Below are 15,523 nucleotides of genomic sequence, written 5' to 3'. Positions count from 1 at the left end.
GCCGATTCCTCGGATGGTAAAACGCTGGAGGCGGAAAAGTATCAAAAAGTGGATGGAGATGCTTAAGTAAGACACTTAAGTGAGATGCTCCAATGGGACGCTCCGCGTACGTATCGTTCCTCCGATCGCTGTTGTTTCCGAATTTCATGAATGACGAGTATCAATGTAGAAATTCGGAAACAGCTTATGCTTTCGATGCGAGTTTTCCGGTGGAAAACTTTTAGCCGACCACTTCGTTTCTCCGGAATCGATTCGTCCGCTCCGCTGGTGCGGCGTCAGGCATCCTTCTAAATCATGAGGGTGGGGGAGTGGGTGGAGCTGAGCTTCATAACAAAGAAGCTCAATAAAGGGCAAGATATAGTTAATGTAAAATACATTGAAACGGTCGCCTGCACGTCTTAGCGTGTCAGAAATGCCCCGCCCCCCTTAAACTCTTAAAAACAACAAAACGGCAATCTCTTGTGGTCCAGAGATTGCCGTTTTTATATTAGAGATTGAAACTACCTATACGGAAACTTAGTTATCCAGCTTAGACCGTGGATTTGTGCTTGCGGCCCGGGATTTCGCCCGTTTCCTCGTACACCTTCACGATATGATCGATTTCTTTCTTAAGCTCTTCAACCATGGTCTCTTCCGGCACCTTACGGATCATCTCTCCGTAACGGAAGAGAAGACCTTCCCCACGTGCTCCCGCAATCCCGATGTCGGCTTCCCTAGCCTCTCCGGGACCGTTTACGGCACAGCCCAGAACGGAAACCTTGATTGGCACTTTGATCTTCGAGATGTACTCCTCGACCTCATTGGCAATGGAGAACAAATCGATATCCAGCCGTCCGCAGGTCGGGCATGATACCAAGGTTGCCGCATCCGAGATCAGACCGAAGGATTTTAGCAGCTCCCTGCCCACCTTGATCTCTTCCACCGGATCGGCACTCAAGGATATACGCATCGTGCTGCCGATTCCAAGAGACAACAGCGCGCCAAGCCCGGCGGCACTCTTGACGGTACCCGAGAACAGGGTGCCTGCTTCGGTAATGCCCAAGTGAAGCGGGTATGGTATTACTTCCGCTGCCTTCGTGTAAGCTGCAATCGCCATCGGTACATCAGAAGCTTTAAGCGAAACGATGATATCATGGAAATCCAGTTCTTCAAGGATCCCGATATGATACAGGGCGCTTTCCACCATGGCTTCCGGTGTCGGGTACCCGTATTTTTCAAGGAGATGATTCTCCAAGGAACCGGCGTTAACCCCGATCCGAATCGGAATTCCCTTCTCTTTGCATGCTTTCACGACAGCTTCGACCTTTTCACGCTTACCGATGTTTCCCGGATTGATCCGGACTTTATCGATACCGTTCTCGATCGCCATCAGGGCAAGCTTGTAGTTAAAATGAATATCCGCCACAAGCGGAATATGAATGCGTTTCTTGATTTCCTTAATGGCCGCAGCTGCTTCCTCATTGTTCACCGTTACCCGAACGATCTGACATCCCGCTTCTTCCAGACGGAGTATCTCGGCAACGGTCGCCTCCACATCTGCTGTTTTGGTGGTGCACATGCTTTGAATAATGACTTCGTTCTTTCCCCCAATGGTGAGATTACCCACCTTGACGGGCCGTGTGTCTTGTCTCAAAAACATGGTACGATCTCTCCCATATAACGCCAAAGCTCCACCCCAGCAAAACCCGACTGGGTATAACTGGAAGTGGAGAATCAGCGTAGATTTATTCCACGTCTAATGCGCTAAAGCAAATTAGGCGCTTTCTTCTTGTTTCTTGTCGTCATCGTTACTTTTGGCTTGCAGTTCAGGAATCACTTTATCCCGAACGACCTGCTCCGTAATGACGCAATCCTTAATGTCATCTCTGGACGGCACTTCGTACATCACGTCCAGCATGATGCCTTCAATGATGGAACGCAGTCCGCGTGCACCGGTATTGCGCTTAATGGCTTCGCGGGCAATCGCTTCTAGCGCGCCTGGCTCAAATTTGAGGTTTACGTTGTCAAATTCAAGCAGCTTTTGATACTGCTTCGTCAGCGCGTTTTTCGGCTCGGACAGAATTCGTACCAATGTTGCCTCATCCAGCGGTTCGAGTGTAGACACAACTGGCAGACGACCAACGAACTCCGGAATCAAGCCGAATTTCAGCAGATCTTCCGGCAGAACCATCGTCAGGTATTCACCTGGCTTAAGATCCTTCTGGTTTTCTCCGGATGCATTAAAGCCGATAACCTTTTTACCGATCCGGCGTTTAATGTACTGTTCCAATCCGTCAAATGCTCCGCCGCAAATGAACAGGATGTTCGTTGTATCGATCTGAATGAATTCCTGATGCGGATGCTTGCGTCCACCTTGCGGAGGCACGGAAGCAACGGTTCCCTCAAGAATTTTCAGCAGCGCCTGCTGAACCCCTTCACCGGAAACGTCACGGGTAATGGACGGATTCTCCGATTTACGAGCCACTTTATCGATCTCATCAATATAGATAATGCCGCGTTCCGCTTTTTCCACATCATAATCCGCTGCTTGAATCAGCTTCAGCAGAATGTTCTCAACATCCTCACCCACATAACCAGCTTCGGTCAGTGAAGTTGCATCTGCAATAGCAAACGGCACGTTGAGAATTTTGGCCATGGTTTGCGCGAGCAATGTTTTACCGGAACCTGTAGGTCCGAGCAGCAAAATATTACTCTTTTGCAATTCTACGTCCTCAATCTTGCTCTGGGTGTTGATCCGTTTATAGTGGTTATAAACAGCAACGGAAAGAGATTTCTTCGCTTGATCCTGACCGATTACATATTGATCCAGAATGTCACGAATGTCGCGCGGTTTCGGAATATCCTTCAGATCCACTTCTTCCTCATGGCCGAGTTCTTCCTCAACGATCTCTGAACACAAGTCAATGCACTCGTCACATATATAAACACCGGGCCCCGCAACCAGCTTGCGGACCTGCTCCTGCGATTTACCGCAGAAGGAGCATTTCAGCTGCCCTTTGTCATCGTTAAATTTAAACATGCTATTACCACCCCTTAAGATTTGGTCGGTGAAGACAGAACATCATCAATAATACCGTACGCCTTCGCTTCCTCCGCGCTCATGAAAAAGTCGCGGTCTGTATCGCGTTCGATTTTTTCAAGGGGCTGACCCGTGCGCTCCACATAGATTTGATTCAGCTTCTGTCTGGTCTTGATGATCCAATCTGCATGGATTTGGATATCGGATGCCTGACCTTGAATACCGCCGAGCGGCTGATGAATCATCACTTCACTGTTCTCGAGAGCGTAGCGTTTGCCTGGCGCTCCTGCAGTAAGCAACAGTGATCCCATGCTGGCAGCCATGCCAACGCAAATCGTGGACACATCAGGCTTGATCAACTGCATCGTATCATATATACCCATCCCGGCTGTAACCGAACCGCCAGGGGAATTGATGTACAAAGAGATGTCTTTTTCCGGATCTTCCGCAGCTAGAAACAGAAGCTGGGCAATGACAAGATTGGCAACATCGTCATCGATCGCACTGCTGAGGAATATTATGCGATCCTTCAGTAATCTTGAGTAGATATCGTAAGATCTTTCGCCTCGACTGGTTTGTTCCACAACCATAGGTACAAGACTCATGCGACCAACCTCTTTTCCTTGAAAAATATACTACAGCGTTACAAAAGTTATTCTAACATGTTCAAAGCACGATGTCATTTTTTAACCCTGCTTACATTCTATGAACTTGCCAAGAATTATATCCTGCCAACTTGTCTCATTATGTATGTCGAAATTAATAACCAATTCATGTCACAATTAGTAGTAAATTGGCTATTCTTAGTTAAAAATAAGGCACGCATGAAATGTACGTGCCTTATCTAATGTGAGGGCAGCTTATCGCAGCTGCCTATTTATTATTCTTCAGTTGCTTCTTTTTTCTCAACAGGAGCGCCTTCTACGCTGTTTTCCAACAAGAAGTCGATTGTTTTGCGAAGAAGCAGTTCTTCACGAAGGCTGTCAAGGGAACCGTTAGCACCCAGGATGCTGCGGATTTCATCAGCAGGACGTTTGTACGTGTCAGCCATGTTCTCCAGCTCTTTGTTGATTTCCTCTTCGGATACTTCGAGATTTTCTTCTTTTGCGATTTGCTCGAGCACGAGGTTGTTGCGAACGCGTTTTTCAGCATCGTCCTTCATTTGACCTTCCAGATCGGCATTCGTTTGGCCGGAGAAGCTAAGGAACATTTCCAGGTTCATGCCTTGCTGGCGAAGACGGTTGTCGAAATCGCGCATCATGTTTTGAACTTCGGATTGAATCATAGCATCAGGAATTTCAACTTCAGCGTTAGCTGCTGCTTTTTCAACGGCTTCGTTCTCACGAACGCCTTGTGCTTCTTGCTCTTTGCGAGTCAGCAATTGTTTCTTCAGATCTTCCTTGTACTCGTCAAGCGTATCGAATTCACTTACGTCTTTAGCGAATTCATCATCCAGCTCAGGAAGCTGCTTGCGTTTGATTTCGTGAACTTTCACTTTGAAGACGGCTTGTTTGTTAGCCAATTCTTCAGCATGGTAAGTTTCAGGGAATGTCACTTCCACGTCTTTGAAGTCACCAGTAGCCATTCCGATCACTTGGTCTTCAAAGCCTGGAATGAACGTGTTGCTTCCAAGCTCAAGGGAATAACGCTCAGCTTGTCCGCCTTCGAAAGGAACGCCGTCAACGGAACCGTCAAAGTCGATCACAACGATATCGCCAGACTGGGAAGCACCTTCGTCAATAACGGTAAGCTCAGCATGACGTTGTTGCAGACGCTCAAGCTCTTCGCTCAGTTCCTCGTCGGAAACTTCAGCAGCTACTGCAGCAACTTCGATACCTTTGTATTCGCCAAGTTTAACTTCTGGTTTCACAGTTACTCTTGCTTTGAATTTGAAAGTTTCGCCTTTAGCGAATTGCTCGATGTCCACTTCCGGACGATCCACAGGGAAGATATCCGCTTGTTCTACAGCTTCGCTGTATACTTCCGGAAGAAGGATGTCGATTGCATCCTGGTACAAGCTCTCAACGCCAAAGCGAGCTTCAAAGATCGAGCGAGGTACTTTACCTTTACGGAATCCAGGTACATTTGCTTTTTTAGCTACTTTATTAAAAGCTTTGTCGAGGGCGGATGCAACGCGCTCCGCATCAACCTCAACGTCAAGAACGCCAAGGTTCTTCTCTATTTTTTCCCAAGTTGCTTTCATTTATGCTTTCCCCTCCAAAATAATTCACGTGGTCGACGCAATAATGTATCACGTACCGAATAACCACTATAGTATAAACAACATTAAATTCTTTTTCAAGGGCGAACCCTTATGCTACGATACCGTAAACGTTTTCCAACTCTGGCTAATCTTCCACGCCAGCTGCGACAAATTGCTTGAGAGATCGATAGGCTCCCTCATAGCGGAACCTCATGGTGTCCGTTATGCCGTAGAGCGGGCGGATTTCCTCCTCATTGCGAAACCCTTTCAGACTCTCCGACACAATGTCATGCAGAGCAGCCGCCCATATATCAAGCGTGGATTCTTCTTCATCCAGCATGGAATGGTAATCTTCGGTGCCGTAAATCGCCATGATGAACTGAGACCATAATTCCTGCGCAAAATAAAACAGTGTCGGTTCATGAACCTCAGTCTGATCGGCAACGCGCTCCAAAATTCTCGTAATGGCATCCGGGAAACCTCCCGGGTCCAGGGGAACCGTATCGATCTCAATCTCGACGGCTTCCTGCCCGCGATGAAGGCTCACATGCCCTTCCATCCCTCTTCTCCGCAGCGTTTGCAGCACCCGAAATTGCAGCAGCGGATGAAGCGGCGTATCATGCAGCCACTCGACCAAAATAGCGTCGATCTCCGGACGGTCCAAGTATGCAAGCTGTTCCAGCGCCAAAATGGTCTGCTCCGTCAACGGTCCGTTCATGACCGAAGCCAGCAGCTTGTCGGCATATCCGGCATCCTGGGCAACTTTATCCCTAACCATCTGCCTCGCCATGTCCGCTTCGTCCGGGTCATCCTCCTCGGGCTCTGCTTCGTTAACTGAACGGGGTACAGCCTGTTCCGGAAATGCAGCTTCAAGCCAGTCGAGGAGCGAATTCCACTCTTCGTAATGCCGTTCATTCTGTCCGCCGCATTTCAGCAGAAAGCGCAGAACCTCCATCGCTTCACCGTAACGTTCATTCTCGAGCATAACCGTAAGCTGAATCTGGTAATAGTCCAGCGTCTTCGGAAACAGGATGATGTTCTTGTCCTCTTGTTCTTGGGAGTAAGAGTCCTTGATAAGGACACCTCCTTTCTAGTCCTGTTTTTCGTATTCGTTGATTATAGCATATGTAATGCCAAGTTAAAAAAAGGCAATCTTCCCTCGTGCGTTGCCGCATCCGGCAACAAGTTGACGACTGTTTTTATATATCCCAGCGTATATTTTATCAATATAACCCGATATGCTGCACTCATAATCTTACAGAACCAATAATCTTTGCAACTTAAAATAATGATTGAATTTTTCCGACGTATGTGATAATATATTTTTTGCTTGAAAAATTTCTATGTCCCAGTAGCTCAGCTGGATAGAGCAACGGCCTTCTAAGCCGTCGGTCAGGGGTTCGAATCCCTTCTGGGACGTAAAATAAGACACCGTCATATGACGGTGTTTTTTATGTCCGTGAGGAGGAGAACCCCTGGTAGGGGTTCGTCGAAGCCTACGCTTCGGGAGGATAGCTTCGCAGTCGGCCCAAAGGGCCGCATCCCTTCTGGGACGTAAAATAAGACACCGTCTTATGGCGGTGTTTTTTGTGTCCGTGAGGAGGAGAACCCCTGGTAGGGGTTCGACGAAGCCTACGCTTCGGGAGGATTACTTCGCAGTCGGCCCAAAGGGCCGCATCCCTTCTGGGACGTAAAAAAACAACCGCCTCTTAAGGGCGGTGTTTTTGCGTTCGCGAGGATGAGAACCCCACAAGGGGGTTCGTCGGAGCCTATGCTTCGGGAGGATTACTTCGCAGTCGGCCCGAAGGGCCGCATCCCTTCTGGGACGTAAAAAGACACCGCCTCTTAAGGGCGGTGTTTTTGCGTTCGCGAGGATGAGAACCCCACAAGGGGGTTCGTCGGAGCCTATGCTTCGGGAGGATAGCTTCGCAGTCGGCCCGAAGGGCCGCATCCCTTCTGGGACGTAAAAGAAGACACCGTCTTATGGCGGTGTTTTTTGTGTCCGTGAGGAGGAGAACCCCTGGTAGGGGTTCGACGAAGCCTACGCTTCGGGAGGATTACTTCGCAGTCGGCCCGAAGGGCCGCATCCCTTCTGGGACGTAAAAAAACAACCGCCTCTTAAGGGCGGTGTTTTTGCGTTCGCGAGGATGAGAACCCCACAAGGGGATTCGTCGGAGCCTATGCTTCGGGAGGATTACCTCGCAGTCGGCCCGAAGGGCCGCATCCCTTCTGGGACGTAAAAGAAGACACCGTCTTATGGCGGTGTTTTTGCGTTCGCGAGGATGAGAACCCCACAAGGGGGTTCGTCGGAGCCTATGCTTCGGATGATTACTTCGCAGTCGGCCCGAAGGGCCGCATCCCTTCTGGGAGGTAAAAAGACACCGCCTCTTAAGGGCGGTGTTTTTGCGTTCGCGAGGATGAGAACCCCACAAGGGGGTTCGTCGGAGCCTATGCTTCGGGAGGATTACTTCGCAGTCGGCCCGAAGGGCCGCATCCCTTCTGGGAGGTAAAAAGACACCGCCTCTTAAGGGCGGTGTTTTTGCGTTCGCGAGGATGAGAACCCCACAAGGGGGTTCGTCGGAGCCTATGCTTCGGGAGGATTACTTCGCAGTCGGCCCGAAGGGCCGCATCCCTTCTGGGAGGTAAAAAGACACCGCCTCTTAAGGGCGGTGTTTTTGCGTTCGCGAGGATGAGAACCCCACAAGGGGGTTCGTCGGAGCCTATGCTTCGGGAGGATTACCTCGCAGTCGGCCCGAAGGGCCGCATCCCTTCTGGGACGTAAAAGATGGAGCCGCCACTTTTTATAGTCGCGGCTTTCTTGCATTCCAGAAGGGGGATGAACCCCATAGTCGATTCCAAAACATCCCACACAGAACACAAACTCTATCGGACCATAGGTTCGCTATTTCAGAAAAAACGGCCCAATTTAGAATTTAAGGGACTCCACATCCGCTATTTAGCTTTTTCATAGGCAAATTACCCTCATTTTTCCTAAATAACGGACTTCAGGTCCGTTACAGAACCTGTAAGAGCGTTTTCCCCGCAAATAACGGCCCCTGAGTCCGTTAAAGCAACGCATACCCGCCACTTGCTCAATAAGCTTCTGCAAACAGTCCTGCCTATCGCCAAGCACTGACCCGCTCCGATTTCTTCACGAAAATGGAAGACAACGCTCTCGCTCGCGCGGTCAGAAGTATTTTCCTTCCTTCGGGCGTGCGAGTATAGACCAGTTCGGCAGGGCCGATATGCTTGCGCCACAGCTGGGCAAACCGTTCCGCGTGTTCTTTGCGGCGACCGATTTCCTCCGGCACGGCATGGTAATCCCGTTTCTTCATAAACCAGCTTCGCGATTCACGGTATAGAAGATAACGCGGGTTATTGATCGGGTCCAGCACCTGCTGCAGCGAATCCAAAAAGAGTGTTTTTTCCTGAGTGGTTCCGTCCCTAAGCCAACACGTGACGGTTCCTCCCACTTCCTCCGCTTTCAATCGGTGAATGCTTGGCCCAGATTCGACCAGCTTCATATCGAACAGGGCCGTATAAACGACGAGACCAACCTCACGGATACTTCGCTCCAGCGACTGATGCCGCGCCAGCATTTTGATGGCTTTATATACCCATGGGCTTGATACGAGTAAGGCAAAGGCAACCGGGATTAGTATATTGAACCAGGCCGGCGCGTCCGATTGGAACAAACGCGGAGACGTTAACGTCTCGCTGAAGGCGCCCAATCCCAGACCAACGGCGAATAGGAGTACGGCTTTCACCGTATGAGAAAACACGACAGGCCTAGGGATGCTCTCTCGATCCGCCGTCAGTTCTTCCGTCATGGAGCTGTGAAGGGCAATCGCCGAATCCCAACGCCCCTTCAGAAGATGCCGCTGCTTCGCACGCTCCAATGTGTCGCGGTTATAAGCGTTAATGCTGTCTGCGGTTTGCCTTTTCCGAAGATCAAGACCCATGCGCTCCAAGCCCGACTCTATGGTCTGGTGCGAGATCGATAAACCTACGAGAGATCGAAATCTTCGGGCCAGCGAGCCCAAATCTTCGCCGCCGTCGCTCTTGGCTGTATCTATGCAGGCCAGATGCCAGATCGCTCCGGTCTTATCGGGATTCCCGCGCTGCGCCCGAATCGCCCGCCCTCTCATCTGATTGGACAGCATGAACGAACCGACATATGATGCCATGACCAAGGAATTGATTCCGGGGGCATCCCACCCCTCACCCAGAAGAGCCGCCGTACCAACCAGCACCCGGATTTCTCCCTCCGAAAACACTTCCGTTATGATTGCGACGATAGCCGAGCGATTCGCATCACGAACATCAATCGTTACATAGCGGCTGTCGTGAGCAAGCGGGCGCTCCGATAAGTGAATATCTCGCCGACCGGCACAAACCCTGGCTAAAGGCAGAGCCTTTGCCGGCAGCACAACAAAGGAGCCGGTCAGAATTCCGATAGGCAGCTCATGCTCGCTCTGCGAGCTGTTTTTCTCAGCCAGCTGCCTTCTGATTAACTCGAAAATGGGGACAACGCCGAGCCGATGAAGCGGCTTCTCGTCAGCTGCATCCTTCGGCAGGTCCTCCTTACGGATATAATCGGTCAAAATCACCATCCGCAAGTTCTCCCCCAGCACGGAACGCTCGAAATCAAGAATACGGCCGATGCCGTGCAATTTCGAAACGCTCTGGACCAGCATTTTGTCAAATGCCGGGGTAGAACGCATATAAACCCTCCGGCGTTCAATCATGCCCATTCGGCTGAGCCTCTTTTGTAAACCCTTTAACTCCGGCAGCTCACGATCCATATGCGGATCTTTATACAGCATGCCGCTAAGGAGTTCCTCCAACCACTCTTCCGAAAAATCGGGCGTTTCCTTCTCCTTCATTCCGAGCAGCTTCACCGCCTCCTTCCAGATGGGCTGATTGGCGGCACGCAGATAAAGCACCATACTGGAGTAATACTCGGGCGAGGATAATATTTCTTCGGTATACGTTTCGGATTGCGTAATCCAAGGATGATTGACAATCAAATCCGCCAGGAACTTATCCCGGATCAGCTCGCCCTTAACCTGGGTTGCCTGCAGCCGAAACTCCCGGAGTTTAGCTGCCTCCTCTTGAGTAGGCGTGGTCAAACTTATGTAATCCTGATGCGGGCACAGCTCACCATGACGGACCAACTCCGGGACGCTAATCTCTTCGTCGATGGGACCGCAAAGCTCGATATACCGCTGCCATTCCCTTGGATTAACATCATATGGCGGTGTGGCAGTAAGGGCAATCTTCGTCGGCTGGCCCAGCATTTCGCACAGCTGCATAGCACTTTGCCACCAAGACATCCGGAGATGATGCGCCTCGTCAAAAATGACTGTATGATAGCCCTGTCGCTTCAACAATTCCAAAGTTTCTTGAGCCTCGGTACCGTTCGTGATATCATCCTCGCTAGCGCTATCCATCACCTCCGCCTCAGAAGCTTCCATGGCCATTTCGGGATCCCTGTAGTTCTCATCTTCAACCTGATGCGCATGCTCTATCTCCGCCGCACCTTTCTTCCTCACAGAGGTTTGCTCCCCAGCAGTACTAAGCAGGCTATGAAGGGCTTGATAGGTCGTAATCGTTACCAATGCCGGTCGCTTGAGCGAGGTGGAGATCCATTCGGGCTGTTCTTGATCGTCTAGGAATAATTCCACGAATCGGCTCGCCCATTGCTGCTTGATGGTGAGTGTGGGGGCCAGGATGATTGTCGGCCGGTTAATGCGCAGCATGATTTCCAGTCCAAGAACGGTCTTCCCCGAACCCGGCGGCGCCACCAAATGCAGATGCCGATTCTTCAGATGATGCTCCAGCCCGTGAAGGACCCTTTTTTGATAGGAGCGCCACGGATAACGAAACGACAGATTACTCGGAAAAACTTCATGAATTCCTCCAGTTTAGATGCACCTCTTTCTTCTTCGGTGTGTATAAGAAAAACGTCCATCGACGTACGTTCACAGAAGACAGATCGCGTGTAAAGGATGTTTTTCTTGCATTATCGATTGGGTTCAGCTGCGCTGAAAACTTATATATTCGATAGTCTAAAAAAGTGATCCATGACCTACTGTAATTCCATATGAATAAGCGGAAACGGCTTTCCGGAGCCGTCCAGCTCGGAGCGACCGATTTGCACGAAGCCGTATCTTTTATAAAAAGCATGGGCCATGGGGTTCTGTTCATTCACATCGACTTGCAGCCTCCGCCCCTTGAGCTGTTCGGCATGCCGGATCAGCTTCGTTCCCGTGCCTTGGCCGTGATGGAGGGGATCCACAAACAGCATTTCGATTTTGGCGCCATCCAGCCCCATAAATCCAATCGGTTCCCCCTGTTCGGTATTCAAGCAAACCCAGATCTCTACGGCTCTCAGCGCTCCGTTTTGCATCATCTCATAATAAAACCGGATATCCTCCTCCGTCAGGAAATCATGCGTTTGGGATACGGCACGAAGCCATATTTCCACCAGCCGATCATGATACTCTTCTGTATAAGGCGCTATATGTAACACCACTTCATCCAGTCCCTTCCAAATCATTCGATCTCATCGATATTCATGATAACGTGTAAATTGCTCTATACTATTATAGTGGAATTCGGTACATTAATCAGAGACTTTATCTTTGTCAGGAAGGAGAGAACAACATGCCGTTATGGCTTTTATATGCATTGCTGTCGGCGGTCACGGCGGCTCTTGTCGCCATTTTCGGAAAAATAGGCCTGCAAAACATCGATGCCAATTCGGCAACGGCCATCCGCTCTGTCATTATGGCCCTGTTTCTGCTGGGAGTCGTGGGGGTTCAGGGCAAATTCTCGGAACTCGGTGACATTCTGGTTCAGAAGAAAGCATTAAGCTTCATTGTGCTCAGCGGCATTGCGGGGGCATTGTCCTGGCTGTTTTATTTTCTTGCACTAAAATACGGCAAAGTATCGCAGGTAGGACCTATCGATAAATTGAGCGTTGTCATCGCGGTCATTCTGGCCTTTGTGTTTCTTGGAGAAAAGATATCCTGGATTAACGCAGCCGGCGTTGCACTCATTGCCGTTGGCGTTCTTCTGGTTGCCGTTAAATAAGTTCTACATAAAACCGCTGCTCAGCGGCTTTTTGTTCGTTCATTTATTGTTAAAACCTATCAATATAATCACATTTATATATTTCTAATTATAAGATAAACATGTCACAATGAGGATAATTCATGGGTGAGGGAGTTGTTGTTATGTCAGAGCAAGTATGGAAAGCGCACGATTATGATCGGCAGTTATCGTTTGTCTCGGCTTATGGAAAAGGCGTAGTAGAGCTTCTTACACCTCAACCCGGAGAGCGGATTCTTGATCTCGGCTGCGGAACCGGCGATTTGGCAAATGAAATATCTGCTTCGGGTGCACATGTAACCGGCATGGATGATTCGGCCGAGATGATTGAGCGCGCCAAAAGCAAATATCCCGGCCTTACATTTCTGGCCGGAGACGGCGAGAACTTCGACACCGAATCGCCGTATGATGCCATCTTCTCCAATGCCGCCCTGCATTGGATGAAGGATGCTGATGGTGTGGTACGCTCCGTCTATGGCGCACTCAAGCCCGGTGGCCGATTCGTAGCGGAGTTTGGAGGCAAGGGGAACATCGACGGAATTTACCAAGCTTTGAAAACGGTGTTCGCCGACCATTATGGAATGGATGCCGACACCCGAAATCCGTGGTATTTTCCCAGCTTGGGCCAATATACGACCTTGCTTGAATCCCATGGGTTCCGGGTGCGTATCGCCCATCACTTCGACCGTCCCACGAAGCTGCCTGAGGGCAAGGATGGCGTGAAGTATTGGCTGCTGCATTTTGGCGATCGTTTCTTTGCTGGATTCTCGGCTGAAGAGAAGGACGAAGCCATTGCCCGTATCAGCCAAGCTGCCCGGGCGACGCTCTGGCGTGAGGATGCATTTTATGCAGATTACAAGCGCCTGCGAGTCTTTGCAGAGAAAGTTTCATAATTTTAGGGTTGATTTTCTAAATAGAATGGTTAATAATATGAAAAACTTGAACATGTGATTTTCGTTGATTGGGAGAGTAACTGCACTTGACTTTAGTCCAAGCGAGCCGGGAGGGTGGAAACCGGTACAATGTCGGCGGTGAAACGGACCCAGGAGATGGTCTTCCGAAATGAAATATCGTAGGAAGCCCCGGCTTACACCGTTATCGTATCAAGGTGGTTAAACCCTCTGTGGTTTAACAACAAGAGTGGTACCGCGAGCACAAGTCCTCGTCTCTTTAGGAGATGAGGGCTTTTTTGATTTTTCTGACGTGTTTTGTTTATTTTTCAAAGGGGGATTTAACGTGTTAAGTCATTTGATTACTTCGAGCCTTCAACAAGCTGTAAACCAGGTGTGTGAAGATATGGGCGTCCAACTGCCCGATTCTACTCCAATCCGGATTGAGCAGCCTGCCAGCATGGAGCATGGGGACTATGCCACCAACATTGCGATGCAGCTTGCGAAGCTGCTTCGTAAAGCTCCGCTGCATATTGCCGAGCTGATTCAAGCCGAGCTTGAGCAGGATACGACTTATAAACAGCTAGTCTATGCCACGGAGATTGTTGCACCAGGTTTTATGAATCTGCGTATCGATTGGGAATATTGGGCTGGTCATCACTTTGAATTGCCCCCGGCAACGAACGAGAAGATTGTCATTGAGCATACTTCCATCAATCCGAATAAATCCGCCCATATCGGCCATCTAAGAAACTCCTGTATCGGCGATACGCTGGTCAGGCTGATGAGGAAGCTTGGTTACGAGGTGGAGGTTCATAATTATATCGACGACCTTGGCAATCAGCTGGCAGATACAGTGGTCGGGATGCTCCACACGCCGCTGTCAAAGGAACAAGCCCGGTTCGGCGATTACTGCTGGGACGTGTATTCAAGTACCAATAAGGCCTACGAAAGGGAGCCCGGGCTGGTTCAGCATCGGACCGAGGTTCTGCACGCACTGGAAGAGGGTAACCAGAATCTGTCCTGGATCGGACTGCTCGTTGCCGAGAGAATTGTCAAAGAGCATCTTGAAGAAATGAAGCAGTTCGGCATTGACTATGATCTGCTTGTGTGGGAGAGCAGCATTGTCAGAGAGGGGTTCTGGGCGTCCGCTTTCGAGCTGTTGAAGAACACGCCGCTCTTCCATCAGGAAACGGAGGGCAAACTTGCAGGCTGCTGGGTGCTCAAGCAAATAGGAACGGAAGCCGTGGACGATCCGGAGTCAGACCACAGCATGGATAAAGTGCTCGTGCGCTCCAATGGCATCCTGACTTACACCGCTAAAGACATCGCCTATCACCTGTGGAAATACGGTGTGCTCTCCAACGATTTTGTATATAAAAAATTCACAAACGAAGTTTGGACGACGAGCACTCATGGCGAGCAGCTCTCTTTCGGCAAAGCAGACATGGTCATCAACGTCATTGATTACAGGCAGCAGTACCCGCAGGCGATGGTGAAGCAGGCGCTGGAAAGCCTGGGATTCCATAAAGAGGCCGACAAGCTCCGTCATGTCAGCTACGGCGTCGTTTCGTTAAGCCCTTCTGCCGCTTCGGATCTCGGCATCGATACTTCCGACGGGAAAGCATCCTACGCGATGTCCGGACGTCAGGGGATCGGAATTAAAATCACCGAGCTTATCCATCAAGTAGCCAAGGTCATCGAAGACACCCGTTCCGATAAAAACGGTTTGTCCAGTCATACGATCGCAGCCGCCTCCATCCGTTACTATCTGCTTCGTTTTGCACTGCAAACCGAAGTGGTCTTCGATCTGAAGCAGGCCACTGAAATATCGGGAAATACGGGGGTATACCTGCTCTATTCCTACGCGCGTGCACTCAGCGTGCTCAATAAAGCGCAAGAAGCGGGTGTTTCGCCGTCAGTGCCTGCCCGGTTCCCTGCCATGGAAAAAGCGGAGCATGCGCTCCTTCGCCATATCAGCACCTGGCACGATACCCTGTATGCCGCCGGCCGGGATCTATCTCCAAGCGCCATCTGCAACTTTACTTATGAGCTGTGCTCCTTGTTCAACAATTTTTACTCGGCATGCCCAATTCTGAAATCGGCGGATGAAGTGCTCCGGTTCCGTGTATGGCTCACTTCCTTATTTAAAAACACTCTTGGAGAAGCACTGGATGTACTGGGACTGCCCACGCCAAGCCGGATGTAAATCTCCCTCTAAAGAGATTAGCGAATGACGCTGTACTAAAAGAGCCACCGTACGATTCATGTTGAATACGTACGGTGGCTATCATA

The 15,523-nt window shown here is 50.1% G+C and carries 10 protein-coding genes, 1 tRNA gene and 1 other annotated feature; of the genes, 4 read left to right on the top strand and 7 right to left on the bottom strand.

Features of this window, described 5'->3' with window-relative positions:
* Positions 1–529: 529 nt before the first annotated feature.
* From ispG to MKY82_RS07825, 5 genes are all read right to left on the bottom strand, one after another.
* Positions 530–1,639, bottom strand: coding sequence for a flavodoxin-dependent (E)-4-hydroxy-3-methylbut-2-enyl-diphosphate synthase (ispG, locus tag MKY82_RS07845; RefSeq protein WP_071223433.1), 1,110 nt, complete (start codon positions 1,637–1,639; stop codon positions 530–532).
* 114 nt (positions 1,640–1,753) lie between these two features.
* Positions 1,754–3,019, bottom strand: a complete 1,266-nt coding sequence (gene clpX / locus MKY82_RS07840; protein WP_071223434.1) for an ATP-dependent protease ATP-binding subunit ClpX — start codon at positions 3,017–3,019, stop codon at positions 1,754–1,756.
* A 14-nt stretch (positions 3,020–3,033) separates the two neighbouring features.
* The gene (clpP, locus tag MKY82_RS07835; RefSeq protein ID WP_009590407.1) at positions 3,034–3,624 is read right to left on the bottom strand and encodes an ATP-dependent Clp endopeptidase proteolytic subunit ClpP; all 591 of its coding nucleotides are present in this window, start codon (positions 3,622–3,624) and stop codon (positions 3,034–3,036) included.
* Positions 3,625–3,899: 275 nt separating this feature from the next.
* A complete protein-coding gene (tig, locus tag MKY82_RS07830) occupies positions 3,900–5,222 on the bottom strand; it encodes a trigger factor (RefSeq protein WP_194541465.1) in 1,323 nt (440 codons plus the stop codon).
* A gap of 145 nt (positions 5,223–5,367) precedes the next feature.
* Positions 5,368–6,207: a hypothetical protein gene (locus MKY82_RS07825; protein WP_071223436.1), complete on the bottom strand. Its 840-nt coding sequence runs from the start codon at positions 6,205–6,207 to the stop codon at positions 5,368–5,370.
* 360 nt (positions 6,208–6,567) lie between these two features.
* On the opposite strand from MKY82_RS07825, the gene MKY82_RS07820 reads away from it, so the two are divergent.
* A tRNA-Arg gene (locus MKY82_RS07820) sits at positions 6,568–6,641 on the top strand.
* 1,700 nt (positions 6,642–8,341) lie between these two features.
* Here MKY82_RS07820 and MKY82_RS07815 read toward each other — a convergent pair.
* On the bottom strand, positions 8,342–11,116 hold the full coding sequence (locus tag MKY82_RS07815; RefSeq protein WP_339296649.1) for a DEAD/DEAH box helicase family protein: 2,775 nt from the start codon (positions 11,114–11,116) through the stop codon (positions 8,342–8,344).
* Between the two features lie 197 nt (positions 11,117–11,313).
* Entirely contained in the window at positions 11,314–11,784 is a 471-nt protein-coding gene (locus MKY82_RS07810) for an acetyltransferase (RefSeq protein WP_339295863.1), read from the bottom strand.
* Between the two features lie 107 nt (positions 11,785–11,891).
* Here MKY82_RS07810 and MKY82_RS07805 point away from each other — a divergent pair, with 107 nt between their 5' ends.
* The 3 genes from MKY82_RS07805 to argS all read left to right on the top strand — a co-directional run bounded on the left by MKY82_RS07805 (position 11,892) and on the right by argS (position 15,437).
* A complete protein-coding gene (locus MKY82_RS07805) occupies positions 11,892–12,320 on the top strand; it encodes an EamA family transporter (RefSeq protein WP_339295862.1) in 429 nt (142 codons plus the stop codon).
* A 143-nt stretch (positions 12,321–12,463) separates the two neighbouring features.
* Complete coding sequence (locus tag MKY82_RS07800; RefSeq protein ID WP_339295861.1) at positions 12,464–13,231, top strand: methyltransferase domain-containing protein; 768 nt, start codon at positions 12,464–12,466, stop codon at positions 13,229–13,231.
* A 55-nt stretch (positions 13,232–13,286) separates the two neighbouring features.
* Positions 13,287–13,511 (top strand) — a binding site (T-box leader).
* A gap of 63 nt (positions 13,512–13,574) precedes the next feature.
* Positions 13,575–15,437: an arginine--tRNA ligase gene (gene argS / locus MKY82_RS07795; protein ID WP_339295860.1), complete on the top strand. Its 1,863-nt coding sequence runs from the start codon at positions 13,575–13,577 to the stop codon at positions 15,435–15,437.
* Positions 15,438–15,523: the final 86 nt, after the last annotated feature.

Source organism: Paenibacillus sp. FSL W7-1279 (genome assembly GCF_037969845.1).
Lineage (GTDB): Bacteria > Bacillota > Bacilli > Paenibacillales > Paenibacillaceae > Paenibacillus_AQ.
Note: the sequence above shows the minus strand (reverse complement) of the source record. Positions and strands in the feature narration are given on the sequence as shown.